The 24,749-nt window shown below is 75.2% G+C and carries 23 protein-coding genes; 17 read left to right on the forward strand and 6 right to left on the reverse strand.

Annotated features, from left to right (window positions below; translation table 11 throughout):
* Positions 1-74: 74 nt before the first annotated feature.
* Both BLS21_RS06885 and BLS21_RS06890 read right to left on the reverse strand, forming a co-directional pair.
* Positions 75-1,124, reverse strand: coding sequence for a potassium channel family protein (locus BLS21_RS06885; protein WP_175479469.1), 1,050 nt, complete (start codon positions 1,122-1,124; stop codon positions 75-77).
* Positions 1,125-1,210: 86 nt separating this feature from the next.
* Complete coding sequence (locus BLS21_RS06890; RefSeq protein ID WP_091215604.1) at positions 1,211-2,953, reverse strand: class I adenylate-forming enzyme family protein; 1,743 nt, start codon at positions 2,951-2,953, stop codon at positions 1,211-1,213.
* A gap of 83 nt (positions 2,954-3,036) precedes the next feature.
* Here BLS21_RS06890 and BLS21_RS06895 point away from each other — a divergent pair, with 83 nt between their 5' ends.
* The 3 genes from BLS21_RS06895 to BLS21_RS06905 all read left to right on the forward strand — a co-directional run bounded on the left by BLS21_RS06895 (position 3,037) and on the right by BLS21_RS06905 (position 5,881).
* Positions 3,037-3,888, forward strand: a complete 852-nt coding sequence (locus BLS21_RS06895) for a patatin-like phospholipase family protein (RefSeq protein WP_091215607.1) — start codon at positions 3,037-3,039, stop codon at positions 3,886-3,888.
* A gap of 114 nt (positions 3,889-4,002) precedes the next feature.
* Positions 4,003-5,124 carry a glycerophosphodiester phosphodiesterase gene (locus tag BLS21_RS06900; protein ID WP_091215609.1) on the forward strand — a complete coding sequence of 374 codons (1,122 nt, stop codon included), beginning with the start codon at positions 4,003-4,005 and terminating at the stop codon, positions 5,122-5,124.
* A 43-nt stretch (positions 5,125-5,167) separates the two neighbouring features.
* Positions 5,168-5,881 (forward strand): DsbA family oxidoreductase, encoded by a 714-nt coding sequence (locus tag BLS21_RS06905; protein ID WP_091215612.1) that lies wholly within the window; start codon positions 5,168-5,170, stop codon positions 5,879-5,881.
* 56 nt (positions 5,882-5,937) lie between these two features.
* Here BLS21_RS06905 and BLS21_RS06910 read toward each other — a convergent pair whose 3' ends face one another.
* Positions 5,938-7,509, reverse strand: coding sequence for a long-chain-fatty-acid--CoA ligase (locus BLS21_RS06910; RefSeq protein ID WP_217636026.1), 1,572 nt, complete (start codon positions 7,507-7,509; stop codon positions 5,938-5,940).
* A gap of 139 nt (positions 7,510-7,648) precedes the next feature.
* Between BLS21_RS06910 and BLS21_RS06915 the strand changes: the two genes are divergently transcribed.
* From BLS21_RS06915 to BLS21_RS06925, 3 genes are read left to right on the forward strand one after another with little or no spacing between them, the layout of a single operon-like run.
* Entirely contained in the window at positions 7,649-8,869 is a 1,221-nt protein-coding gene (locus BLS21_RS06915) for an acyl-CoA dehydrogenase family protein (RefSeq protein WP_091215615.1), read from the forward strand.
* Positions 8,866-9,858: an acyl-CoA dehydrogenase family protein gene (locus BLS21_RS06920; protein WP_091215617.1), complete on the forward strand. Its 993-nt coding sequence runs from the start codon at positions 8,866-8,868 to the stop codon at positions 9,856-9,858. Before BLS21_RS06915 ends, BLS21_RS06920 begins: the two co-directional genes overlap by 4 nt.
* Positions 9,855-10,736 carry an enoyl-CoA hydratase-related protein gene (locus BLS21_RS06925; protein ID WP_091215620.1) on the forward strand — a complete coding sequence of 294 codons (882 nt, stop codon included), beginning with the start codon at positions 9,855-9,857 and terminating at the stop codon, positions 10,734-10,736. The genes BLS21_RS06920 and BLS21_RS06925 overlap by 4 nt, the downstream gene beginning before the upstream one ends.
* A gap of 76 nt (positions 10,737-10,812) precedes the next feature.
* On the opposite strand, the gene BLS21_RS06930 is transcribed toward BLS21_RS06925, so the two are convergent.
* Positions 10,813-11,316, reverse strand: coding sequence for a MarR family winged helix-turn-helix transcriptional regulator (locus BLS21_RS06930; RefSeq protein WP_175479470.1), 504 nt, complete (start codon positions 11,314-11,316; stop codon positions 10,813-10,815).
* A gap of 89 nt (positions 11,317-11,405) precedes the next feature.
* Here BLS21_RS06930 and BLS21_RS06935 point away from each other — a divergent pair, with 89 nt between their 5' ends.
* The 9 genes from BLS21_RS06935 (at position 11,406) to BLS21_RS06975 (ending at position 20,360) form a co-directional block, all read left to right on the forward strand.
* Complete coding sequence (locus tag BLS21_RS06935; RefSeq protein WP_091215626.1) at positions 11,406-11,963, forward strand: YceI family protein; 558 nt, start codon at positions 11,406-11,408, stop codon at positions 11,961-11,963.
* A gap of 141 nt (positions 11,964-12,104) precedes the next feature.
* The gene (locus tag BLS21_RS06940; RefSeq protein WP_091215629.1) at positions 12,105-12,602 is read left to right on the forward strand and encodes a MauE/DoxX family redox-associated membrane protein; all 498 of its coding nucleotides are present in this window, start codon (positions 12,105-12,107) and stop codon (positions 12,600-12,602) included.
* The gene (locus BLS21_RS06945; protein WP_245700123.1) at positions 12,592-13,353 is read left to right on the forward strand and encodes a DsbA family protein; all 762 of its coding nucleotides are present in this window, start codon (positions 12,592-12,594) and stop codon (positions 13,351-13,353) included. Before BLS21_RS06940 ends, BLS21_RS06945 begins: the two co-directional genes overlap by 11 nt.
* 119 nt (positions 13,354-13,472) lie before the next feature.
* Positions 13,473-14,663, forward strand: a complete 1,191-nt coding sequence (locus tag BLS21_RS06950; protein ID WP_175479471.1) for an FAD-dependent monooxygenase — start codon at positions 13,473-13,475, stop codon at positions 14,661-14,663.
* Between the two features lie 44 nt (positions 14,664-14,707).
* The gene (locus BLS21_RS06955; RefSeq protein ID WP_091215636.1) at positions 14,708-15,046 is read left to right on the forward strand and encodes a hypothetical protein; all 339 of its coding nucleotides are present in this window, start codon (positions 14,708-14,710) and stop codon (positions 15,044-15,046) included.
* Positions 15,047-15,269: 223 nt separating this feature from the next.
* A complete protein-coding gene (gene typA / locus BLS21_RS06960; protein WP_091215639.1) occupies positions 15,270-17,159 on the forward strand; it encodes a translational GTPase TypA in 1,890 nt (629 codons plus the stop codon).
* A 232-nt stretch (positions 17,160-17,391) separates the two neighbouring features.
* A complete protein-coding gene (locus BLS21_RS06965; RefSeq protein WP_091215642.1) occupies positions 17,392-18,627 on the forward strand; it encodes an aldose epimerase family protein in 1,236 nt (411 codons plus the stop codon).
* 197 nt (positions 18,628-18,824) lie between these two features.
* Positions 18,825-19,322 (forward strand): DUF5994 family protein, encoded by a 498-nt coding sequence (locus tag BLS21_RS06970; RefSeq protein ID WP_091216454.1) that lies wholly within the window; start codon positions 18,825-18,827, stop codon positions 19,320-19,322.
* Positions 19,323-19,376: 54 nt separating this feature from the next.
* Positions 19,377-20,360: an NAD-dependent epimerase/dehydratase family protein gene (locus tag BLS21_RS06975; protein WP_091215646.1), complete on the forward strand. Its 984-nt coding sequence runs from the start codon at positions 19,377-19,379 to the stop codon at positions 20,358-20,360.
* Between the two features lie 61 nt (positions 20,361-20,421).
* Here BLS21_RS06975 and BLS21_RS06980 read toward each other — a convergent pair whose 3' ends face one another.
* Positions 20,422-21,423: a sulfite exporter TauE/SafE family protein gene (locus tag BLS21_RS06980; protein WP_091215649.1), complete on the reverse strand. Its 1,002-nt coding sequence runs from the start codon at positions 21,421-21,423 to the stop codon at positions 20,422-20,424.
* Between the two features lie 245 nt (positions 21,424-21,668).
* Entirely contained in the window at positions 21,669-22,214 is a 546-nt protein-coding gene (locus BLS21_RS06985; protein ID WP_091215652.1) for a sigma-70 family RNA polymerase sigma factor, read from the reverse strand.
* Positions 22,215-22,300: 86 nt separating this feature from the next.
* On the opposite strand from BLS21_RS06985, the gene BLS21_RS06990 reads away from it, so the two are divergent.
* Positions 22,301-22,945: a zf-HC2 domain-containing protein gene (locus BLS21_RS06990; protein WP_091215654.1), complete on the forward strand. Its 645-nt coding sequence runs from the start codon at positions 22,301-22,303 to the stop codon at positions 22,943-22,945.
* A complete protein-coding gene (locus tag BLS21_RS06995; protein WP_091215656.1) occupies positions 22,942-24,732 on the forward strand; it encodes a copper resistance protein CopC in 1,791 nt (596 codons plus the stop codon). The genes BLS21_RS06990 and BLS21_RS06995 overlap by 4 nt, the downstream gene beginning before the upstream one ends.
* The last annotated feature ends 17 nt before the right edge of the window (positions 24,733-24,749 follow it).

Raw genomic sequence — 24,749 nt, forward strand, 5'->3', positions numbered from 1 at the left:
GGCTCGGGGCCAGGTGCGGGATCGGAGTCGCCTCGGCTCCGAGGGGGAAGGCCCAGGCTGGCGGCGTCGAACGGTCAGCCGGCGATCTGCCCGCCCGGCGGGTGCGACCGCACGACGACGAGCACGTCCTCGGGCTCCAGAGTGCCGATCAGCGGGTCGTCGAAGCGCAGCGTGCGCCCGCCCCGGGTCACCGAGAGCACGATGTCGCGCAGCTGCCGCGGCCCCAGGCCGACCTCGCCGGCGGTGACCCGGCGCTGCTGGAGGTCGAGGCCCTGGCCGCCGGTGACGAGGTCCTCGACCGTGGCCACGACCCGCGGGGCGTCCGTGGACAGCCCCAGCAGCCGCCCCGAGGTGGCCGAGGTCGTGATGACCGTGTCGGCTCCCGACTGCCGCAGCAGCGCGGCGTTCTCCTCCTCGCGCACCGACGTCGTGATCGGCACGCTGGGGTTCAGCTGCCGCACGGTGAGCGTGATCAGCACGGACGCGTCGTCCCGGTTGGCGGCGACGATCACGGCGCGGGCGCGCTCGACGTGCGCTCGGCGCAGGACGTCGGTGCGGCCGGCGTCGCCGACGATCCCGTGCAGCCCCACCGAGTTGGCCTCGTCGATCGCACGGGGGTCGGGGTCGACGACGACGATCTGCTCCAGCGGGGTGCCGCTGGCCTGCAAGGAGCGGATGGCGCTGCGGCCCTTGGTGCCGTAGCCGCACACGATGACGTGCTGGCGCACGCGGGACCTCCAACGGCGGATGCGGAACTCCTCGCGGGAGCGCGCGGTGAGCGCCTCGAGAGTGGTCCCGATGAGGACGATGAGGAACAGCACGCGCAGCGGCGTGATGACGAGCAGGTTGACCAGACGGGCCTGCTCGGTGACCGGCGTGATGTCGCCGTACCCGGTGGTGGAGAGCGTCACCGTCGCGTAGTAGGCGGCGTCGAGCAGGGTGATCTCACCGAGGTCCTCGAGGTCCCGGTATCCCGCCCGGTCGAGGTAGACCAGCAGCACCGTGACCACGAAGACGACGACGGCGAAGACGATCCGCCGGGCGACCTGGCGGATCGGTGAGGGCTCGACGTGCGCGAGCTGCACGCCGGTGTGTTCGGTGCCCGCCTCGGTCTCGCTCGCCACCCGCCGGACGATAGTGAGCCCCCCACCGTCCCGCCTGCACCGCCATACCCGTCCGGGTGAGCGGACGGGTGCGGTGGCGGAGGGGATCAGCCGCCGGTCACGGCGGCCCGCTCCCGTGCGGCCAGCTCCCGCTTGAGCACCTTGCCGGCGGCCGACACCGGGATCGCGTCGATGAAGACGACGTCACGCAGCCGCTTGTACGGCGTCACCCTGTCGTTGACCGCGGCCATCACCGACTCGGCGGTCAGCGCGGCGCCGGCGTCGTCGGCCTTGCGGACCACGTAGGCCACCGGCAGCTCCCCGGCCTCCTCGTCCGGCCGGCCCACCACCGCCGCCCCGGCCACCCCCGGCACGCCGAACAGCACCTCCTCCAGCTCGCGCGGGAAGACGTTGTAGCCCTTGTAGAGCAGCATGTCCTTGGTGCGGTCGACGATCGCCAGGTAACCGTCCTCGTCGAGGACGCCGACGTCCCCGGTGTGGAACCAGCCGTCGGGGTCGATCGCCTCGGCGGTCGCCTCCGGCCGGTGCGCGTAGCCGCGCATCACCTGCGGGCCGCGGATGCACACCTCGCCGCGCTCGCCGGGCGGCAGCGGGGCACCGCCGCCGAGCGGCTGGATGCTGATCTCGGTGTCGAAGATCGGCACGCCCACCGTGCCGGGCTTGCGGGTGCCCGACCGGTACACCGGGTTGCCGGTGGCCTGCATCGTCACCTCGGTGAGGCCGTACCCCTCGCCGATCACGGCGTTGGGCAGCACCTGCTGCAGTCGCTCGATGAGCGTCACGGGCAGCGGCGCGGCTCCGGAGGAGACCCCGCGGACGCCGGACCAGTCGCCCTCCAGGAAGCCCGGCACCTGCAGCAGCGCCACGAACACCGGCGGCGCCCCGCCGATCGAGGTCACCGCGTACCGGGCGGCGTCCTCGACGTAGCGCACCGGGTCGAAGCGCATGTGGACCACCGTCATGGTCCCGGCCATCACCATGCCGTTGAGGTAGCCGATCGCGCCCATGGCGTGGAACCACGGCGTGAGGTTGACCAGCCGCCCCTCGCCCAGCGCCGTCGGGTACTCGTCCCGCCCGAGCACCTGCCGCAGGGTCACGTCACCGGCCTCGTCGAGGTCGGGTACCGACCCCGACGACCAGCAGGCGGACTGCAGCACGTTGGTGACGACGGCGCGGTGCGGCAGCTCGACGCCCTTGCTCACCCCCGTGGTGCCGCCGGTGTAGGCCAGGTGCGCCAGGTCCGCGGCCGGGTCGACGTCGGCGTCGAGGTGCCGGTCGCCGGGGTCGCCGGCGAGCAGCTCGGCGAGGTCGACGTCCTCGGGTTCGAGCTCCAGGCGGGCGTCGAGGTCGAGGGTGTGCGCCTCCCCGGTGACGACGACGGTCTGCACGGGCGTGGCCGCCAGCGCCGACCGCACGAACGGCAGGACCTGGTCCCAGGTGACCAGCACGCGGGCGCCGGCGTCGGTCAGCTGCGCGGCGAGGTCGGCCGCAGGCAGCAGCGGGTTGGTGGGGGAGAAGGTCGCCCCGGCCAGCAGCACCCCGTAGTAGACCGCCGGGTACTGGCGGCAGTTCGGGATGTGCACCGCCACGACGTCGCCGCGCCCGACCCCGTGGTCGGCCAGCCAGTTGGCGACGGCGTGCGCCCGGGCGCCCAGCTCGGTGTAGGTCAGCGGGACGTCGTGGTCGACGAACGCCGTGCGGTCGCCCCAGCGGCGCACCGCTGCCCGCAGGATCGAGCCGACCGGGACCGCGGGGTAGTCCAGCGACCGCGGCAGGCCGGGCGGCCAGCTGTGCGCGGTCGGGGTCGGGGCGTCCTGCGTGGCGGTCATGCGGGTCCTTCCTCTCCGGAGGCCCTCAGCGTGGCGTACGTCACTACCCGTGTCGAGAGCCGACGGTGGGTGAGGATGGCGGGATGGACGACCAGCGCAGGGCCCTCGTCCTCGGCGGCGGCGGCATCACCGGCATCGCCTGGGAGATCGGCGTGCTCACCGGTCTGGCCCAGGCCGGCGTCGACCTCACCGGTGCCGACCTCGTGGTGGGCACCTCGGCCGGCTCGGTGGTCGGGGCGCAGCTCACCGGCGGTGCCGACCTGGAGACCCTGTTCGCCCGTCAGCTCGAGCCGCCCACCGGCGAGCAGGCCGCCCGGATGACCCGCTCCGCGCTGCTCCGCTACGGACTGGCGGCGCTGCGCAGCCGCGGGGACGACGTCGGGTTCCGCCGCCGGATCGGCGCGCTGGCGCTGGCCACCGAGCGGGCCGGCCTGACCCCGACCGAGCAGGAGCGGCTCGACGTGATCGGTTCCCGCCTCGTCAGCCGGGAGTGGCCCGACCGCGACCTGCGCATCACCGCCGTCGACGCCGAGAGCGGCGAGTTCCGCGTCCTCGACCGCACCTCCGGCGTCCCGCTGCTGCAGGCCGTGGCGGCCAGCTGCGCCGTCCCCGGCGTGTACCCGCCGGTCACCATCGACGGCCGCCGCTACGTCGACGGCGGCATGCGCTCGGCGGCCAACGCCGACCTCGCCGGGGGCTCCGACCGGGTCGTCGTGCTCGCGCCGATCCCGCGCGGCCTCGGACCGATGGCCGGCGTCGATGCGCAGGTCACCGGGATGATCGCGCGGGTCGCCGTCGTCTCCCCGGACGACGCCAGCCGCCGTGCGATCGGCCGCAACGTGCTCGACCCGGCCGCCCGCGCGGGCTCCGCGCGCGCCGGCCTGGCGCAGGCCGCCGGCGTGGCCGCCGAGGTCACCGAGGCCTGGCAGGGCTGAGGGTCCGGGTCCACCCCCTGTTCGCGCGAGCGCTCACGTCGCGGCCACGTCGCCGGGCTGGGATCGTCCGGGCCGACGGCGAGGGTCGCCGTCGGAGCCCGGGGGAGATGTCCCATGCCACGCGCCCACCGCCGGACCGCGCTGCTCACCGCGTCCGTCCTCGCCGTCCCGCTGCTCCTGACCGGGCCGGCCACCGCTGCCCCACCGCAGCGGGAGACCGGGGACGGCGCCGACGAGCTGCTCGTCATCGGGCACCGCGGCGCCTCGGGCTACCGGCCCGAGCACACGCTGGCCTCCTACGAGCTGGCGGCCCGCATGGGCGCGGACTACATCGAGCCCGACGTCGTCAGCACCCGCGACGGCGTGCTGGTCACCCGCCACGAGAACGAGATCTCCGGGACGACGGACGTCGCCGAGCGGCCCGAGTTCGCCGACCGGCGCACCACCAAGCTGATCGACGGCGTCGAGCTGACCGGCTGGTTCACCGAGGACTTCACGCTGGCCGAGCTGCGCTCGCTGCGCGCGGTGGAGCGGCTGCCCGACGTCCGGGAGGAGAACACCCTCTACGACGGTCTCTACCAGGTGCCGACCCTCGACGAGGTGCTCGAGCTGCGCGAGGAGCTGTCCCGGGAGCTGCGCCGCGAGGTCGGCGTCTACATCGAGACCAAGCACCCGACCTACTTCGACTCCATCGACCTCTCGCTCGAGGAGCCGTTGGTCGGGGACCTCGACGAGGCCGGGCTGGACCGCCGCGACGCGCCGGTGTTCCTGCAGTCGTTCGAGACGGCCAACCTGCGGGAGCTCGACGGGGTGGTCGACGTCCCCCTGGTGCAGCTGCTGTCGGCGACCGGCGCGCCGGCCGACCTGGTGGCCGCCGGTGACCCGCGCACCTACGCCGACCTGTCCACGGCCGAGGGGCTGGCGGACATCGGGGAGTACGCCGACGGCGTCGGCCCGGAGAAGGCCCAGGTCATCCCCCGGGAGGCCGACGGCACCCTCGGCGAGCCGACGTCCTTCGTGGCCGACGCGCACGCCGCGGACCTGCTCGTGCACCCGTACACCTTCCGCAACGAGAACGAGTTCCTGCCCGCCGAGCTCCGCGACCCCGGCGAGGAGCCCGGCGACTACGGCCGGGCGATCGACGAGCAGCTGGTCTTCTGGGAGACCGGCATCGACGGGCTGTTCACCGACAACCCCGACACCGGCCTGGTCTCCCGCGACCTGTTCCAGGACTGAACCGGACGGAATGCCGGGTGGCGCCGGGGACGTTGGGCCGGGCGTGAAGGTGGAGATCTGGTCCGACGTCGTCTGTCCCTGGTGCCACATCGGCAAGCGCCGGTTCGAGGCCGCGCTCGACCGGTTCCCGCACCGGGACGCCGTCGAGGTGGAGTGGAAGTCCTTCGAGCTGGACCCGGGGGCGCCGTCGGCCGCCGCGGGTGACCCGGTCTCGCCGACCGAGTACGCCGAGCGGCTGGCGAGGAAGTACGGCACCTCGGTGCTCGGGGCGCAGCAGATGACCGACCACATGACGCAGCAGGCCGCCGCCGAGGGCCTGGACTTCCGGTTCGACAGGGCGGTGCGCGCCAACACCTTCGACGCCCACCAGGTGATCCACCTGGCCGGTGAGCGCGGGGTGCAGGACGCGGTCAAGGAGCGGCTGCTGACCGCCTACTTCAGCGAGGGCGAGGCGGTCGGCGACCGCGAGACCCTCGTCCGGCTCGCCGCCGGGGCGGGCCTCGACGCCGACGAGGTGCGCGCGGCCCTGGACGACCAGCGCTACGCCGGCGCGGTGCGGGCCGACGAGGCCGAGGCGCAGGCGCTGGGCATCAGCGGCGTCCCGTTCTTCGTCGTCGACCGCAGGTACGGCGTCAACGGCGCCCAGCCGGCCGACGCGCTGCTGCAGGTGCTCGAGCGGGCCTGGGCCGAGCGGACGCCGCTGATCCCGGTCATCACCGGCGGCGAGGTCTGCGGCCCTGACGGCTGCTCCATCTGAGCGACGGCCCCGTCCCGGGGCCCGCCGGCCCCCTGCGGGGGGCAGGGGGTCCTTCTTCAGACCACCGGGTCGGCGACCAGCGAGCTGGCCGAGTGCTCCTCGCGCAGCCGGGTCTTGAGCACCTTGCCGCTGGGGTTGCGCGGGAGCGCGCCCACGATGGAGTACTCGCGCGGGTTCTTGTAGCTCGCCAGCCGCTCCCGGCACCACGCCGTGAGCTCGGCCGGCGTCGGCGGGTCGGCCGGGTCGCGCGGAGCGACGACGGCCAGCGGCGCCTCCCCGTAGCGTGCGTCCGGCACGCCGATCAGCGCGACCTCGCCGACCTTCGGGTGGCCCGCCAGCACGTCCTCGACCTCGGCGCAGTACACGTTCTCGCCGCCGGTGATGATCATGTCCTTCTTGCGGTCGACCACGTAGAGGTAGCCGTCCTCGTCCTGCCGCACCAGGTCGCCGGAGTGGAACCAGCCGCCGGCGAACGCCTCCGCAGTGGCCTCCGGCTTGCCCCAGTACTCCCGCATCACCATCGGGCTGCGGTAGACGATCTCGCCGACCTCGCCCTGCGGCACGTCCTGCATCGCGTCGTCCACCACCCGGACCTCGACGTTGAGCATCGGCGTCCCGATCGAACCGATCTTGCGCACCGAGTCCTCGCCGCGGAGGAAGCAGGTGACCGGGCTGCACTCGGTCTGCCCGAAGGCGGTGACCACCTCGGCCTGCGGGAAGGTGTCGATCATCGTCCGCAGCAGGGTCGTCGACGCGGGCGCCGCACCCCAGGAGATGCGCCGCAGCGAGGACAGGTCCCGGGAGGCGATGTCGGGGACGGCGACGACCGCCGCCCACATCGCCGGCACCAGGAACACGCTGCTGACCCGCTCGCGCTCGATGAGGTCGAGCGTGGCGACCGGGTCGAAGCCACCCGAGCGCAGGACCACGTGCGTGCCGCCGAGCAGCAGCGGCGGCAGGCCGCCGGCGAGCCCGGCGATGTGGAACAGCGGCGCCCCGGGGACGGCCACCCGGTCGTCGGGGTCCCAGCCGAGGTGCGTGACCTGGCTGAACACGTGCATGAGCAGGTTGCGGTGGGTCAGCACGGCGCCCTTGGGCCGGCCGGTGGTGCCCGACGTGTACATGACGAAGGCGGCGGCGCCCTCGTCCACCTCGACGTCGAGCGGCTCGGTGCCCGCCGCGGCCAGCGCCTCCTCGTAGTCCCCGCCGATGGTCAACACGGTGCGCACGCCGGGCGCCTGCTCGCGGGCCTCGGCCGCGACCTCGGCGAGCGCGGTGTCGACCACGAGGGCCACGGCGCCGCTGTCGCCGAGCACGTAGCCGACCTCGTCGGCGACGAGCCGGAAGTTCACCGGGACCACGACCGCGCCCACCCGCACCCCGGCGAGGTAGGACTCCCACACCTCCAGCCCGTTGAGCCCGAGGACGGCGACGCGGTCGCCGGCGCCCACCCCCCGGTCGGCCAGGGCGCGGGCCAGCCTGGTCACCCGCTCGTCCAGCTCGGCGTAGCTGCGCCCGGTGCCCTCGAACCGCAGCGCGACGGCGTCCGGCGTCCGGCGGGCCCACCGCGCCAGCTGGTCGCTGGTCGTCATGCCGCGGCCCATGAGCCGGGGGACGTCTGCGCGCACGGGGCCTCCTGACCGCCGGACTGTGACGGGCGTCATGCTGGCCGGGGCGACCGGGGTGGTCAACAGCCGGTCGTCGTTGACCACTGCGGGTGACCGCTGACACGCTGCGGCCGACCCGCCGGACGGAGGAAGGGCGCTCGTGGACTTCGACGACACCCCCGAGGAAGCCGAGTACCGGGCCGGTGTCCGGCGGGCGCTCGAGGAGCACGCCGCCGAGCTGCTGCACGTCGGCGCGGGGGAGGAGACGGTGGACGCGGCCACCGCCGAGGCCGAGCTGCGGCGCACGCAGCGGGTGCTCTACGAGGCCGGCCTGGTCGGCGTCACCTGGCCCCGCGAGCACGGCGGGCGGGGCGGCACGCTGGTGCAGCAGGCGATCGTGCAGCAGGAGCTGGCCCGCGCCCGCATACCGGCCCTGGTCAACCACATCGGCCTGGGCATGTGCGGGCCGACGGTCATCGCCCACGGCAGCGACGACCAGCGGCGGCGGTACCTCCCCCGCCTGCTGCGGGCCGACGACGTCTGGTGCCAGCTGTTCAGCGAGCCGGCGGCCGGCTCCGACCTCGCGGCACTGCGCACCACCGCCGTCCGGGACGGCGACGACTGGGTGGTCAACGGCCAGAAGGTCTGGACGACGCTGGCCCACGTCGCGGACCACGGCATCCTGCTCGCCCGCACCGACCCGCAGAGGCCCAAGCACGCCGGCCTCACGATGTTCGTCGTCGACATGCACGCCCCCGGTGTGACCGTGCGGCCGCTGCGGCAGATGATCGGCTCCGCCGGGTTCAACGAGGTGTTCTTCGACGACGTCCGGATCCCCGACAGCGAGCGGCTGGGGGAGCCCGGCGAGGGCTGGCGGGTCGCGCTGACCACGCTGATGAACGAGCGGGTGGCCATCGGCGGCGCCGGCAGCGACCTCGGCGTCCCCGTCGAGACGCTCGTCGCGCACGCCCGGCAGCGGCTGCCGCAGCTGGACCACGACCGGCAGGTGCTCGCCCGGCAGGCCGTCGGCCGGGCGGTCGTGGCCTCCCTCGCCACCCGCTACACCGGCTACCGCCGCTTCACCGAGCTCAGCCGGGGCGGGGTGCCCGGACCGGAGGCGAGCGCGGGCAAGCTGGCCGGCACCGCCGCGGCCAAGCTCGTCGCCGACGCCGGGGTCCGGCTGCTCGGGGACGACGCCGTGTACGCCGCCACCGCCGAGGGCGACGAGACCTGGCAGCGCAGCCAGGGCTTCCTGCCCGGCCTGGCCATCGCCGGCGGCACCGACCAGGTGCTGCGCAACATCCTCGGCGAACGGGTGCTCGGCCTCCCGCCCGAACCGCGCTCCGACAAGAGCGCTCCGTTCGCCGGCGGCGCCCGGTGAACTTCGACCTCGGCCCCGACCAGCGCGACGCCGCCGCCGGCGCGCGCGACTTCTACCGCGGCTCGGCCTCGCCGACCGCCGCCCGCGAGGCGCTCGAGGGCGGCGCCGTCGCGCCGGGCCGCAAGGCGCTGGCCGACATCGGCTTCCTCGGGATCACCGTCCCCGAGTCCGCCGGCGGTGCGGGCGGGTCGCTGCTCGACCTCGCCGTCGTCGCCGAGCAGGGCGGAGCCGTGCTCGCCGGCCCGTCGCTGGCGACCGCCGCGCGCGCCGCGGTGCTGGTGGCCGGCGCCCCCCACCTGGCCGCGCAGCTGGCCGACGGGTCTGCGGCGGTCGCCGTCGTCGACGGCCCGCTTCCCGGCTCGTCGCCGTCGGTCGACGCGGCCGGCGCGACGCTCTTCCTCGGCCTGGACGACGACGGCGCGCTCGTCGTCGGGGAGGGGGAGGCCACCCCCGGCCGCCCGCTGGACGCCACCCGCGGGCTGGCCTCGGTCCGGCTGACCTCGCGGCGGGTGCTCGCCGAGGACGCGGGGCAGTTGTGGGCCCGGGCCCGGCAGGTCGCCGCCGTCGTGCTCGCCGCCGAGGACCTCGGCGCGGCCGACGCCGCCGTGCAGATGGCCGTCGGCTACGCGCAGCAGCGGGAGGCGTTCGGCCGGCGGATCGGCTCCTACCAGGCGGTCAAGCACATGCTGGTCGACGCGTGGGTCGGCGTGGACCAGCTGCGCTCGCTGGTGTGGTGGGCGGCCTGGGCCGCCGACGCCGCACCCGAGGAGCTGCCGCTGGCCGCGTCGGCCGCCAAGGCGCACGCCGCCGAGGTGCTCGAGCGGGCCGCCGAGGCGTGCGTCCAGGTGCACGGCGGGATCGGCTTCACCTGGGAGCACGACGCCCACCTGTACTGGCGGCGGGCCAAGGTCGACCGGCTGCTCCTCGGCGACGCCGCCGAGCACCTGGACGCCGTCGCCCGGCTCGCGGTCGCCGGCGCGCTCGGGTGACCCCCACCCAGCTGCGCTACGCGGTCGCCGACGGCGTCGCGACCATCACCCTGCACCGGCCCGAGCGGCTCAACGCCTTCACGCCGGTCATGGCCGCGGAGCTCGCCGGAGCCGCCGCGGCCGCCGACGCCGACGACGACGTCCGGGTGGTGCTCGTGACCGGCTCCGGCCGGGCCTTCTGCGCCGGCGCCGACCTCGGTGGCGGCGAGGGCACCTTCCGCGACCGCGGCACGCGCCCCGACCCCGTCCCGCGCGGCACGGTGGACGGCGTCCCGCGGGACTGGGGCGGCATCGCCTCGCTGCCGTTCGCCCGGCTGCGCAAGCCCGTCCTCGCCGCGGTCAACGGGCCCGCGGTCGGCATCGGCGCCACGATGACGCTGCCGATGGACGTCCGTATCGCAGCCGAGTCGGCCCGGTTCGGCTTCGTCTTCGCCCGCCGCGGTATCGTGCCGGAGGCCGCGTCGTCGTGGTTCCTGCCGCGGGTCGTCGGCATCAGCCAGGCGATGGAGTGGGTGGCCACCGGCCGGGTGTTCGACGCCGCCGAGGCGCTGCGCGGCCGGCTGGTGTCCCGGGTGGTCCCGGACGACGAGCTGCTGCCCACCGCGCTCGGCCTGGCCCGCGAGATCGCCGACAACACCTCGGCCGTCGCGGTGGGAGCAGCCCGTCAGCTGCTGTGGTCGATGCTCGGGGCGCCCTCGCCCTGGGACGCCCACCGCGCCGAGTCCCGGGCCCTTGGCGAGCTCGGCGCCGGTCCGGACGCCGCCGAGGGCGTGGCGTCCTTCCTCGAGCGGCGACCGGCGCGGTTCCCCGCCCGGTTGGGGGACGACGCGGTGGCCGGCGTACCCCGCTGGCCGGCCCCGCCCGACGACGTCTCCTGACCCGAGGCGACCCGCTGCGGCCCCGTCCCGGGCCCCGCCCTGAGCGTGCGAGGGGTGGGTAGGACGGGGTCCTCCATCAGCGGGGACCGAGGTGGCGCAGCAGCGTCTCGCCGAGGTCCCGCATCGCCGCGACCTGCTCGGGGGAGAGCTGGTCGAACAGGTGGGTGCGCACGCTCTCCACGTGCACCGGGGCCGCCGCCTCGAGCGCGGCGAACCCGTCGTCGGTGAGGACGGCGAGCTGGCCGCGGCCGTCGTCCGGACAGACCTGACGGCGCACCCAGCCGCGCTCCTCCAGCCGGGAGACGGCGTGCGAGAGCCGGCTGCGCGAGGACAGGCACCGGTCGGCGAGCTCGCTCATCCGCATCATCCGGCCCTCGGTCTCCGACAGGGCGACGAGGATCTCGTAGTAGGCGTGCGAGATGCCGGTGGCGTGGGTGAGCTCCCGGTCGAGCCGGTCGAGCAGCAGCTGGGCGCTGTAGAGCCAGGCCCGCCAGGCCTGCTGCTCCTCGGCGTCGAGCCAGCGCGTCCCCTCGGCGTCGGAGCCGGGGTCCCGGGGAGCGAGCGACACGTCGGCGGTCATACCCACGAGGGTACTGGCGGAATAGATGAGCCTTCAACTAGAGTTCGGTCCAGCACGATGGTCCAACGCTCAACCACTTGGAGGCTCCCATGACCACCGCCACGCAGATCCCCGGTTACGTCGTCGGCACCTGGGACATCGACGCCAGCCACTCGACGGTCGGCTTCTCCGTCCGCCACATGATGGTCAGCAAGGTCCGCGGCTACTTCACCAAGTTCTCCGGCGAGATCGTCACCGCCGAGGACCCGGCGCAGTCCACCGTGACCGCCACGATCGACATGGACTCGATCGACACCCGGCAGGAGCAGCGCGACGCGCACATCCGCTCCGCCGACTTCTTCGACGTGGGCAACCACACCCACATGACCTTCCGCTCGACCGAGGTCCGCACCGACGGTGCCGACTGGACCGTCGTCGGCGACCTGACCATCAAGGGCATCACCAAGCCCGTCGAGCTCGCCCTCGAGCTCAACGGCTTCGGCCCCGACGCCTACGGCGGCACCCGCGCCGGCTTCTCCGCCAAGACCGAGATCTCCCGCAAGGAGTACGGCGTCGACATCGACATGCCGATGGACGGTGGCGGCGTCGTCGTCGGCGACAAGATCACCGTCGAGCTCGAGATCGAGGCCGTGCTCCGCACCGCCTGAAGAAGGACCCCGCCCTCCTCACCCCTCGCCCGCTCGGGGTGAGCCTCCGGGCTGGGCCGCGACGAGGGCCCCGGGCGATCCGCTCGGGGCCCTCGTCGTGTCCGCGGGAACCACCGGCGCGGCCCGGACGACTGTCCTGAGGTGGAGAGGTCCGTCGTGCCCTGGGTGGCCACGGTGGCGCGCTGGGTCCTGGGCGGGGTGTTCCTGGCTGCCGGGGCGCTGAAGCTGCCCGACCCGGACGCCGCCGTCCGCGCCGTGCGCGCCTACCGCCTGCTGCCCGAGCCGCTGGTCGCGCCGGTGGCCTTCGGGCTGCCCGTTCTCGAGATCGCCGTCGGGCTGGCACTCGTCGCCGGCGTCTTCGTGCGGACGGCGGCGGTCGTCGCGGCCGCCCTGCTCGTCGTGTTCCTCGGCGGCGTCGGCTCGGCCTGGGCCCGGGGCCTGCAGATCGACTGCGGCTGCTTCGGCGGCGGCGGTGAGGTGGCCGCGGGGGAGACCGCCTACCCGGCGGAGGTCGTCCGCGACGTCGCTCTCCTCGCGGTCGCGCTGGCGCTGGCTCGCTGGCCGGGTTCCCGGCTGGCCCTCGGCGGCCGGCATGCAGAGGCGACACCGTCGAACGAGGAGGGCGAACGTGTCCCCTGAGACCAGGCGTGAGGCCGCCCGCCGTCGCATCGCCGAGAAGCGCGCCGCAGAGGAACGCGCCCGCGCCCAGGAGCGCCGGCGCCGGCAGACCCTCGTCGGCGGGGTGGCAGCGGCGGTCGTCGTCGTGCTCGCCGTCGTCGTGGTGATCGCCGTCCAGAGCGCCCGGACGTCGACCTCTCCCGACGCCGCCGTGCCGGCCAACACCACCGACGGCGGGACCGCGTTCGCCGTCGGGCCGGCCGACGCTCCTGTGACCGTGGACGTCTACGAGGACTTCCTCTGCCCGGCCTGCCGGCAGTTCGAGGCCGCCGCCGGTGCCACCCTCGCCGAGCTCGCCGCCGACGGGACCGCGCAGGTGCGCTACCACCCGATCGCGATCCTCGACCGCGCTTCCACCGACGACTACTCCACCCGGGCGCTCAACGCCGCGGCCGCGGTCGCCGACGCAGCCGGCACCGAGGCGTTCCTCGACTTCCACGACGCGCTGTTCACCGAGCAACCGGCCGAGGGTGGCCCCGGGCTGACCGACGCGCGGCTCGTCGAGCTGGCTGCGGGGGTCGGCGCCGCCGGTCCCGACGTCGAGGAGGCGATCACGGGACTGGTCTACGGGGACTGGACGCGTGAGGTCACCGATGCCGCGAGCCGGGCGGGCGTGTCCGGGACACCGACGGTCCTCGTCGACGGCGCACCCCTCCAGGACCGGAGTGCCGAGGGTCTGCGTGCCGCCGTGGCGGAAGCGCAGGAGGGGTGAGCCGGCCGCGTGCGGCCTGGGCGGGCATCGAGGGAACCCCGCTGCCGCCTCCGGCGTCTGCCAGTGCACACCGTGCAGCGCAGCGTCCGGTCCGGCGTCCCGTGCGGCGGGAGGGGAGCGTGACCGTGCGGGTCCTCGTCGTCGGAGCCGGCATCGCCGGGCTGTCGGCCGCCCTGCGGCTGCGCCAGCTCGGGGGAGCCCCGGCCGTGGTGGAGGCCGCGCCCGGGCCCCGGGGCGGCGGCTACATGATCGACTTCTTCGGTCCCGGCGTCGACGCGGCCGAGCGGTTGGGGCTGGGACCCGCGCTGCAGCGCATCCACGCCCCGATCGAGCGGCTGGTGTTCGTCGACGGGTCCGGCCGGTCGCGGGTCGCCGTCGGCTACCCGGCCCTGCGCCGCCGCGTGTTCGGTGGCCGGCACCACAACTTCCTGCGCGGCGACCTGGAGGCCGAGCTGTACGCCGCAGCACGGGACGCCGGGGTCGAGCTGTCCCACGGTCGCAAGGTGGTCGGCGTGCAGCCCTCCGCGGCGGCCGGGGACCCGGTCGTCGTGCGCTACGCCGACGGCGCCGAGGAGGAGTGGGACGTCGTCCTCGGGGCGGACGGGGTCCACTCGCGGGTGCGCGACGACCTGCTCGAGCCGGACGAGTGGAGCACCCGCGACCTGGGCCACGCCGTGTGGACCTGGATCCTGGACCGCAGCCTGCCAGGAGTGCGCCGCGAGGACTTCGTCACGCTCACGGCACCGGGACGCATGGTGGCGGTCTACCCCGTGGACGAGGGACGCACCGCCGCGTTCTTCGTCCACCGGTCACCCGACGGCGGGGGCGAGCCCGGTGCCGAGCTCGCCGGGACGCTGCACCGGCGCTTCGGCGACCTCGGTTGGCTCGTCCCCGAGCTGCTCGCGGCCCTCCCGTCGGCCGTGGACCGCTACACCGACCGGACCGTGCAGGTCCGCGCACGGGTGTGGCACCGCGGCCGGGTCGCGCTGCTCGGCGACGCCTGCTGGTGCGTGTCCCTGCTCGCCGGCCAGGGGGCGTCGCTCGCCCTGGCCGGCGGTGCGGCGGTGGCCGAGGAGCTGGCGACGGCATCGGTCGTCGCCGACGTCCCCGCCGCACTGGACCGGGCGCACCACCGCCTCGGGCCCCTCGTGACGCGGCTCGCCGACACGGGCGCCCGCACGGCGTCCTGGTTCGTGCCCGAGGAGCGGTGGCGGATGACCGTGCGGGACACGTCCCTGCGCGCGTCGGCGTGGCCGGTCGTCGGCCCCTTGCTCGGCCGACGGTTCGGCCTCGTCCGCCCGGCTGCGTAGCCGGTGCCCGGTGCGGCCGGCCACGGCCGGGGAGACTGGACGGCATGACGAGCCCGACCCTGACCCGCGCGCGCACCCGCACCCGCACCCCCTCCGCCCTCCTGGTCGCCGTCGGCCTCGCGGCCGGCTTCGGCGTCGCACAGGGCACCGGTATCCGCGCCCTCGGCGGCGCGGTCTTCGCCCTCGGCGGACTCGGCGCGGCCTGGCTGTGGGTCAGGCACCGCGGTTGGGCGGTCGCCCTGGGCCTGGGTGCCCTCTACATCGGCGCCTTCGTGCTCGCGCACGTGCTGGCGCTCGGCGTCGGGATGGCGTCCTGGCTGGCGGTGGCCCTGGTGACCCTCGTCGCCGCCGGGGTCACCTACGCGGTGGCCGACCGCGCCTGACCGCCGACCGGCCCCCTGCAGGGCCCCGCCGCCGGCCCCGTCCCGGGGCCGCCCCGAGCGTGCGCGGGGTGGGAGGACGGGGTCCTTCCACGGAGGGGGGCAGGGGTCCTTCCACTAGCATGGGAAGGTCGCCGGGTCGGCGGCTGTTGACCCTGGTGTCTGGGCGCTCCGCAACAGAGACGGACGCGCCGACCCCCTGATCTCCCCCGAGGTGCCCTCCCGCATGCCCACCCGCGACGACCTGCGCAACGTGGCGATCATCGCCCACGTCGACCACGGCAAGACGACCCTGGTCGACGCCCTCCTCCGCCAGGCAGGCGCCCTCGGGCGTGCCAAGGGCGAGGGGACGGACAACGACTCCACGCAGGACCGCGTCATGGACTCGATGGACCTCGAGCGTGAGCGCGGCATCACCATCCTCGCCAAGAACACCGCCATCCGGCTGGCCGACGAGAACGGCAACCCGGTGACGGTCAACATCGTCGACACCCCCGGTCACGCCGACTTCGGCGGCGAGGTCGAGCGCGGCCTGTCCATGGTCGACGGCGTCGTCCTGCTCGTGGACGCCTCCGAGGGCCCGTTGCCGCAGACCCGCTTCGTGCTGCGCAAGGCGCTCGGCAAGGGGATGCCGGTCATCCTGGTGGTCAACAAGACCGACCGCTCCGACGCCCGCATCGCCGAGGTCGTCGACGAGACCTACGAGCTGTTCATGGAGCTGCTCGAGGACAACGGCCTGGACACCGACGCGCTCGAGTTCCCGATCGTCTACAGCAACGGCAAGACCGGGCAGGCATCGCTCACCCGGCCGGCCGACGGCACCAGCCCCGACAGCCCCGACCTCGGCCCGCTGGTCACGACGCTGCTGGACACCATCCCGGCGCCGACCTACGACGCCGAGGAGCCGCTGCGCGCGCAGGTCACCAACCTCGACGCCTCGCCCTACCTCGGCCGGCTGGCGCTGCTGCGCATCCACTCCGGCACGATGAAGAACGGCCAGCAGGTCGCCTGGTGCAAGACCGACGGCACCATCCAGCGCGTCAAGATCACCGAGCTGCTGGTCACCGAGGGCCTCACCCGCACCCCGGCCGAGAGCGCCGGCCCCGGCGACCTCGTCGCCATCGCCGGCATCGAGGACATCATGATCGGCGACACCCTCGCCGACCCGAACGACCCGCGGCCGCTGCCGCCGCTGACCGTCGACGAGCCGTCGATCTCGATCACCATCGGCATCAACACCTCGCCGATCTCCGGCCGCTCGGGCAAGAAGCTCACCGCCCGGCTGATCAAGAACCGTCTCGACCAGGAGCTGGTCGGCAACGTCTCGGTGCGGATGCTGCCCACCGAGCGCCCCGACACCTGGGAGATGCAGGGCCGCGGCGAGCTGGCGCTGGCCATCCTGGTCGAGCAGCTGCGCCGCGAGGAGTTCGAGCTGACCGTCGGCCGCCCGCAGGTGGTCACCAAGGAGATCGACGGCAAGCTGCACGAGCCGGTCGAGCGGGTCACCATCGACACCCCCGGCGAGTACGTCGGCACGCTCACCCAGGCGTTGGCCACCCGGCGCGGTCGGATGGAGAACCTCGTCCACCACGACACCGGCTGGGCGCGGATGGAGTACATCGTCCCCTCGCGCGGCCTGATCGGGTTCCGCACCGAGTTCCTCACCGAGACCCGCGGCACCGGCGTCCTCAACCACAACCTCGAGGGCTACGAGCCGTGGATGGGCGACATGCGCGCCCGCCCGACCGGCTCGCTGGTCGCCGACCGGCAGGGCGTGGCGACGTCGTACGCGATGTTCTCGCTGCAGGAGCGCGGCTCGATGATGGTCGCCCCGGGCACCGAGGTGTACGAGGGCATGATCGTCGGCGAGAACTCCCGACCCGACGACATGGACGTCAACATCACCAAGGAGAAGAAGCTCACCAACATGCGGTCCTCGACCGCGGAGGAGCTGGAGCGGCTGGTCCCGCCGCGCATCCTGAACCTCGAGCAGGCGCTGGAGTTCTGCGCCGAGGACGAGTGCGTCGAGGTGACGCCGGCCACCATCCGGGTGCGCAAGGTGATCCTCGACCAGAACGAGCGGGGCAAGGCGAAGAACCGCAAGCCCAAGGCCTGAGCGGCCGCCTGGGAGGCCCCGTCCGGTGTGTCCGGGCGGGGCCCTCTCGCGTGTTGCGGAGCGGGACGCGCAGGTGCGTTGACACCCCTTCCGGGCCCTCCCTAGCGTCGGGCGGCGTTCCGGGGCTGCACCGCGGGGGAGCCGGTCGCACGCCGTCTGCGAGGACGGGTCCGGCAGCGGTCCTGCCACCGTGCGACGACGCCGGTGGACCACCACGGACACCGGAGTCCTCATGCCCGGACAGCGCCCCACCCCCTCCAGCACCGCGCGGCGCCGCACGCTGGTCGCCGTCCTCGGCGCCGGCCTGCTCGCCGGCGGCCTCGCCGCACCGGCGGCCGCGACCGCCGACGACGACGGGCGGGACGACGGCGGTGGCGGCGGTCCGACCACGAGCGTCGAGCCCTTCGGGGCCACCCCCGACGGCACCGCGGTCGAGCGCTGGACCCTCAGCAACGGCGACACGACGATGCGCGTGCTGACCTTCGGCGGCGTCATCCAGACCCTGGAGGTGCCCGACGCCGACGGCGAGGTCGAGAACGTCGTCCTCGGCCACCCCGACCTGGAGGGCTACTACACCGAGGGCGACCCCTACTTCGGGTCCCTCATCGGCCGCTACGGCAACCGCATCGCCGAGGGCCGGTTCACCCTCGACGGCGCCACGTACCAGCTGCCGTTGAACGACGGCCCGAACACGCTGCACGGCGGCCCCGGGGGCTTCTCCGAGCGGGTCTGGACCGCCACCGACGTCAGCGACGACGACGTGGCCGCCCTGCAGCTGCGGCTGGTCAGCGAGAACGGCGACCAGGGCTTCCCCGGCACGCTGACCACGACGGTCACCTACCGCCTGGACGCCGAGTCGCGGCTGACCGTGCACTACCAGGCGACGACCGACGCGCCGACCGTCGTCAACCTGACCCAGCACACCTACTGGAACCTGGCCGGCGAGGGCTCCGGGGACGTCTACGACCAGGAGCTGCAGCTCAACGCGAGCGGCTTCACGCCGGTCGACGAGACGCTCATCCCGACCGGCGAGATCGCCCCGGTCGAGGGCACGCCGTTCGACTTCCGCGAGCCCACGCCGATCGGCGCGCGGATCCGCGTGGCCGACCAGCAGCTGCTCTACGGGCAGGGCTACGACCACAACTGGGTGCTCGACCGCCAGGACGGGGGTGCGCGCGAGGGCTCGGACAGCGAGGACGCGCTGGAGCAGGCCGCGGTGCTGCACGACCCGGCCAGCGGGCGGACGCTGACGATCTCCACCACCGAGCCGGGCATCCAGTTCTACTCGGGCAACTTCCTCGACGGCACGCTCGTGGGCACCGGCGGCGGGGTCTACCGGCAGGGCGACGGGCTGGCGCTGGAGACCCAGCACTTCCCGGACTCGCCGAACCAGCCGGAGTTCCCCTCCACGGTGCTGCGCCCGGGTGAGGTCTACGACAGCACGACGGTCTTCGAGCTCACCTCCTGAAGCTCCCGGCCCTGGGTGGCCGTCTCCGCGGAGACGGCCACCCAGGGGTGTCGTGACCGTCCCATGACCGGAAGTGACGGCGAGCCGGGGCACGCCGACCCGCCCACGGCACGCTCACCCGGACCCGCCGCCTCGGCTGCCTACGTTCTCCTCGGGGCCGTGTGGGCGGGCCCGGGATCGACGAGGAGGCGACGCTGATGGGGACCACCCGGCACACGCTGGCGGCGGAGGGGCACCGCGGCGGGATCGACGTCCGGGTGAGCCTGCGCAGCGACGCGGGATCCGGCGAGCAGGCCTTCGACGGGGCGTGGTTCCCGCGCAGCCGCGACCTCGCGGTCGAACTGCCCGAGCTGGTGGCCGCGCTGGACAAGCGGGGCCTGCGCATCGAGCGCTTCACCTATCCGCTCGACGCCTGGTCGCCGGCGCCGCGCAAGGTCGTCGTCGGCGGGCGGGTGGTCCGCACCGGCGGCTTCCGCAGCATGGACGCCGGGGTGGTCTGCCTGACCTGGGCAGGCGGTATCCGCCGCGCCGACCTGCTCGTCGTCCCCCCGGAGACCGACGTCATCACCGGGGCCCGGGCGCTGCGGCTGTGCACCCGCCGCGGCCTGCCGCGCTCGCCGCAGATGGTGCTGGCCGCCGCCCGCTCCACCCCGCTGCCGCAGGTGCCGGGGCTGCCCTACACCCGGGCGGTGTGAGCCCGTAGCGAACCGGCTGGACGGCGGGGGAGCGGCTCGGCTGGGCTGACGGGCATGCGACTGCTCGTCCTCGGCGGCACCCACTTCCTCGGCCGGCACGTGGCGACGGCGGCCCTCGACCGCGGCCACGAGGTGGCGACGTTCACCCGCGGCGTCTCCGGCGCCCCACCGGCCGGCGCCCGCGCGCTGCACGGCGACCGCGACGACCCCACCGCGCTGCCGGCGGCGCTCGACGGCTGGGCGCCCGACCTCGTCGTCGACACCTCCTGCCAGACCCGGGCGGCCGCCCGCAACGCCGCGGCCGTGCTGGGCGGCGTCCGCGGGTACGCCTTCGTCAGCAGCCTCAACGCCTACGCGAACTGGCCGCCCGGCCCGATCGGCCCCGAGGACGGCGAGCCGACCTGGCAGACCGACGACGACGAGTACGGGCCGGTCAAGGCCTTCGCCGAGCGGGAGATCGGTGCCGCGGTGCCGGGCCGGTTCCTCACCGCGCGCGCCGGCGCCATCGTCGGCCCCGACGACCGCGTGGACCGGCTGGGCTGGTGGCTGCGGCGGATCGCACGCGGCGGCCGGGTCGTCGTCCCGGCGGAGGGGTGGGACCAGCCGATCGCCGCCGTCGACGTCCGCGACCTGGCCGGCTGGCTGGTGGAGATGGCCGAGCGGGGCGCTGCCGGCGCGGTGAACGCGACCGGGCCCGTGGGCATGGCCACCCTCGGCGGCCTGCTGGAGCTCTGCCGGGAGACGACCGGCGGCGACGCGGAGTGGGTCCCGGTGCCGGAGGCCGACCTGCTGGCGGCCGGTGTCGAGCCGTGGCTGCACCTGCCGCTGTGGCTGCCGGTCGAGATGGCCCGCACCGCCTGGGACGTCGACACCGCCCGGGCGCGCGAGCTGGGGCTGCCCAGCCGGCCGCTGGGGCAGACCGTCGCCGACACCTGGGCCTGGCTGCGCGGCGTCGGGGAGTTGCCGCCCCCGCCGCACGGCCTGCCCCGTCCCGGGCTGCCCGCCGACCTCGAGGCCGCGCTCCTGACGGGACGCTGAACGGCGAGGGGCCCCGCCCGGCAGCAGCCGGACGGGGCCCCTCGGCCTGCAGGGGGACCGCCTAGTCGCGCGGGTCGCGGGGTCGGCCCGCCCGGACGTCGCGCCGCAGGTCGGCGGCGTCCGCACCGTCGGCCGGGAGCTCGATCTCGTCGTGCGACCGCGCCGCCTCGGCGGCCAGGGCGTCGGCGGACTCCAGCGCACGGTCCTTGCGGTACTCGCGGAAGGAGTGGACGACCGCGGTGGCCCAGACGGCGTAGATGACCGCGTAGACGGCGTAGCGCACCGGGTCGGAGGCGTCGATCCAGTCACTGCGCAGCAGCGTCCGGGTGTTGGTCAGCACGATCATGCCGCCGACCAGCGAGCCGAGCATCCGCGGCGGGACGTGCCGCACCAGCCACGCGGCGAGCGGCGCGGCGACCAGCCCGCCGGCGAGCAGCCCGAGCGCCCACGTGGCGTCGACACCCTGGGAGCCCAGCGCGACGAGGAAACCGAGACTCGCGGCCACGGCGATGAGGAACTCGGACGTGTCGATCGAGCCGATGACCTTGCGCGGCTCCATCCGCCCGCTGGCCAGCAGCGCCGGCGTCCCGACCGGGCCCCAGCCGCCACCGCCGGTGGCGTCGACGAAGCCGGCCACCAGACCCAGCGGGCCGAGGAAGCGCTTGCGGACCGGCTTGCCCAGGTGCCGGCGGTCGATCCCCCGGAGGGTGAAGCGCACGAGCAGGTAGACGCCGAGGGACAGCAGGATCAGCGACATGACCGGGGCGGCGACCTCGGTCGAGAGGCTGGACAGCACGTTGGCGCCGACGAAGGCGCCCACCGCGCCAGGGACGCCGACCTTGGCGACGACCTTCCAGTCGACGTTGCCGAACTTCCAGTGCGAGAGGCCGGACATCAGGCTGGTGCCGATCTCGGCGAAGTGCACGGTGGCCGACGCGGCGGCCGGGTTGGTGCCGACGGCGAGCAGCAGGGTGGTCGACGTCACGCCGTAGGCCATGCCCAGGCTGCCGTCCACGAGCTGCGCACCGAGGCCCACGAGGGCGAGCAGGACGAGGGTCTTCACGGGCTGGTTCTCCGGATCCGGGGAGGGCCGCGGGCGCGCCGAGGGGCGCAGCGCAGCGCGGGAGGCAGAGCGAGGGGGTGCGCGGAGCGCGGGAGGTCAGCAGCCCGGACAGCGGGCGGTGCAGACGCGCAGCAGGTCGACGTGGATCCGCCCCACGAGGAGCACCGTCGTCGCCGCCACGGACGCAATGTCTACCAGATCGATGGACTAATGCCCAAAGCGCGTCCCGGCTGCTGGGACGGCGCCTACGCCCGCGCGGTCGCCGCCTCGTCGCCCAGGGCCTCGACCAGGTCGGCCCGGGCCCGCGCCACCCGCGAGCGGATGGTGCCCACCGGGCAGCCGGCGACCTCCGCGGCTTCCGCGTAGGGCAGCCCCAGCAGCTGGGTGAGCACGAAGGCCTCGCGGCGGTCGGGGTCCAGCCGGGCCAGCAGGTCGGCCACCGCGGCGCCCTCGCCCACCCGGTCGGCGTCGCTCGCGGTGCCCAGGGCCTCGAGCTCGGCGTCCTCCCGCACGAGGGTGAGCCGACGGCGCCGACGGGACCGGACGGCGTCGGCGCACACCCGCCGGGCGATCGACAGCAGCCAGGTGCGCAGCGACGAGCGGCCCTCGAAGCGGTGCAGGGACCCGAAGGCGCGCAGGTAGGTCTCCTGCGTCAGGTCGTCGGCGGACTGCCGGTCACCGAGGGCCGCGCACAGCCGCCAGACGTCGGACTGGGTGGCGCGCACCAGGGCTGCCGCGGCGAGGGGGTCGCCGTCGACGGCGGCAACGGCCAGCCGCTCCAGGTCGTCCACGCGTCCCATCCTCCCCGGTGAACCGTTGCTGCAGCGTCACCCGGAATGAGGGGAACCAACCAGCCTCGGAGGACGACCAACCCATCATGCAGTGCACCCCGTACCGCGAGGCGGTCTCCGCCCGGCTCGACGGCGAGTCGTCCGGCCTGCCCGCCGGCGAGCTGGAGGCGCACCTGGGCGCGTGTCCCGCCTGCGCCACCTGGGCGCGGCAGGCCGAGCTGGTCACCCGCCGCGCCCGGCTCGCGCCCGCCCCGGACGTGCCCGATCTCACGGCGACGGTGCTGGCCGCGCTGCCCCGCGAGCTGCCCGGCGCGGCTGCGGCCGCCCGTGCCCGGCTGGCCGCCGCCGCGCTGCGCCTGGCCCTGCTGGCCGTCGGCGTCGCACAGGCCGCGTTCGCCTGGCCCTCCCTCGCCACCGGCACCGCGGCGATGAGCGCACCGGTGCACATGGCCCACGAGACCGGCGCCTGGAACCTGGGCACCGCCGCGGCCTTCCTCGCCGTCGCCGCCGCCCCCCGGCTCGCCGCCGGGGCGCTGCCGTTCCTCGGCACCTTCGCCGCGCTCCTCGCCGTCCTCACCGTCGCCGACCTGCGCGCCGGGCACGTGCACGCCGAGCGTGCGGTCACCCACCTGCTGCTGCTCGCCGGCGTGGCGCTGGTCGGCACCGTCGCCTGGCGGGGACGCCGACGCCGGGAGCTGCCCGTCGTCGGCCGCGAGCGGGTGCCGGCGTGAGGCGTCGCGCGCCCGGAGCGCTGCTGCTCCTGCTGGGCCTGCTCGGGCTGTGGTCGGCGGCGGGGGTGGCGACCGCGCCGCCGGCCGCCGCGCACGCCGAGCTGGTGTCGACCGACCCGGCCGAGGGCGCCCGGCTCCCCGAGGCGCCGGACCGGGTCACGCTGACCTTCACCGAGGGCGTCTCCCTCGGGGCCGGCTACGCCCGCGTGCTCGACGCATCCGGGGAGCGGGTCGACGCCGGGGACGCCACGGTCGAGGGCGACTCCGTCGTCGTCCCGCTGCGGGCGGACCTGCCCGACGACGGCTACCTCGTGACCTACCGGGTGGTCTCGGCCGACTCCCACCCCATCTCCGGCGCCTTCTCCTTCGCCGTCGGCGACGGCGAGCTGGTGGCCGCGGACGCCACCGCGGAAGCGGGAGACACCGACCCGGTCGTGGGCGCGGCGCTGCCTGCGGCGCGCTGGCTCGGCTTCGCCGGCCTGTCGCTCGCGATCGGCGTGCCCGTGCTGCTGCTCACCGCGTGGCCGGAGGGCTGGGCGTCGGCGCGGCTGCGTCGCATGACCACCGGCGGGCTGGTCGCCGTCGCCGTCGGTGCCGCGCTCTCCTTCGTCCTGCAGGGCCCCTACGCCGCCGGCAGCGGGCTGCCCACGGTCGCCGACCCGGCGCTCCTCGGGCCCACCGCGGCCTCCGGGAACGGTGCGGCGCACCTGGTGCGGATCGTCCTGGTGGCCGCGCTGGCGGTCGTGCTGCGCACGGTGTGGCGGCGGGGGAGCCCCGCCCTGCCGGACGTGCTCGCCGGCGGCGTCCTCGCCCTCGCCCTCGTCGGCACGGTCGCCGCCGTCGGCCACCCCGTCGCCGGGCCGATGCCGGGCCTGGCGGTCACGGCCGCGGCGGTGCACGTCGCGGCGATGGTCGTCTGGCTGGGCGGGCTGGCCGGGCTGCTGGGCGGCGTGCTGCGCGAGGACGCCCCCGCGGCCGACGTCGCCCGGGCGCTGCCGCCGTTCTCCCGGCTGGCCGCCGGCTCGGTCACCGCGCTGGTGGTCACCGGCGTCGTCCAGTCGGTCCGCGAGGTCGGCTCGCCCGCCGCCCTGGTGACGACGACCTACGGCTGGGTGCTGCTGGCCAAGCTCGCCCTGGTCCTGCTGCTGCTCGCCGCGGCCGGCGTCTCCCGGGTGTGGGTGCAGCAGCACCTCGGCGTCCGCCGGCCCCGGCCCACGCCGCGCCGCCGGGTCACCGCGCACGCCTTCTCCGCGTCGTCCGCGGAGCCCGAGCGCGACCCGGTGGTCGCCTCGGCCGCAGGCGCACGCGCCGAGGCGCAGGCCGCCGCGGCCGCCGCCGAGCGGCCCGCGCTCCGCCGCTCGGTGCTCGTCGAGCTCGCCGTCGGCCTCGTCGTCCTGGCGCTGTCGGCCGTGCTCGTCGGCACGCCCCCGGCGCGCGCGGAGGTCGCCCAGCCGGTGGACGTGACGCTGCCGGTGCAGACCGCGGCCGGGCAGGACGGCAGCGTGCAGGTGTCGGTCGACCCGGCCGCCGCCGGGGCGAACACGCTGCACCTCTACCTCCTCGACGAGCGGGGGCAGCTGACCCAGCCCGTCGACATCCGGGTGACCCTCACCGAGGAGGCCCAGGAGATCGGCCCGATCGACGTCGCCCTCGAACCCGCCGGGCCCGGGCACTACGTCGGCGACGGCATGGCGATCCCCGGCGCCGGCACCTGGACCCTCGCCGTCACCGTCCGGCTCGACGAGTTCACCGCCGGCACCGCCACCACCACCTTCCCGGTGCGCTGACCCCTCGGACCCCCGCT

Origin of the sequence: Geodermatophilus siccatus (assembly GCF_900103785.1) — a bacterium.
GTDB classification, from domain to species: domain Bacteria; phylum Actinomycetota; class Actinomycetes; order Mycobacteriales; family Geodermatophilaceae; genus Geodermatophilus; species Geodermatophilus siccatus.

Bases quoted from the DNA above. Each gene is read 5' to 3' on its own strand.
- BLS21_RS06965 (WP_091215642.1), top strand. From the start codon at position 17,392: ATGCCCGGACAGCGCCCCACCCCCTCCAGCACCGCGCGGCGCCGCACG.
- BLS21_RS06895 (WP_091215607.1), top strand. From the start codon at position 3,037: ATGGACGACCAGCGCAGGGCCCTCGTCCTCGGCGGCGGCGGCATCACC.
- BLS21_RS06990 (WP_091215654.1), top strand. From the start codon at position 22,301: ATGCAGTGCACCCCGTACCGCGAGGCGGTCTCCGCCCGGCTCGACGGC.
- typA (WP_091215639.1), top strand. From the start codon at position 15,270: ATGCCCACCCGCGACGACCTGCGCAACGTGGCGATCATCGCCCACGTC.
- BLS21_RS06970 (WP_091216454.1), top strand. From the start codon at position 18,825: ATGGGGACCACCCGGCACACGCTGGCGGCGGAGGGGCACCGCGGCGGG.
- BLS21_RS06935 (WP_091215626.1), top strand. From the start codon at position 11,406: ATGACCACCGCCACGCAGATCCCCGGTTACGTCGTCGGCACCTGGGAC.
- BLS21_RS06890 (WP_091215604.1), bottom strand. From the start codon at position 2,953: ATGACCGCCACGCAGGACGCCCCGACCCCGACCGCGCACAGCTGGCCG.
- BLS21_RS06900 (WP_091215609.1), top strand. From the start codon at position 4,003: ATGCCACGCGCCCACCGCCGGACCGCGCTGCTCACCGCGTCCGTCCTC.
- BLS21_RS06955 (WP_091215636.1), top strand. From the start codon at position 14,708: ATGACGAGCCCGACCCTGACCCGCGCGCGCACCCGCACCCGCACCCCC.
- BLS21_RS06930 (WP_175479470.1), bottom strand. From the start codon at position 11,316: ATGACCGCCGACGTGTCGCTCGCTCCCCGGGACCCCGGCTCCGACGCC.
- BLS21_RS06975 (WP_091215646.1), top strand. From the start codon at position 19,377: ATGCGACTGCTCGTCCTCGGCGGCACCCACTTCCTCGGCCGGCACGTG.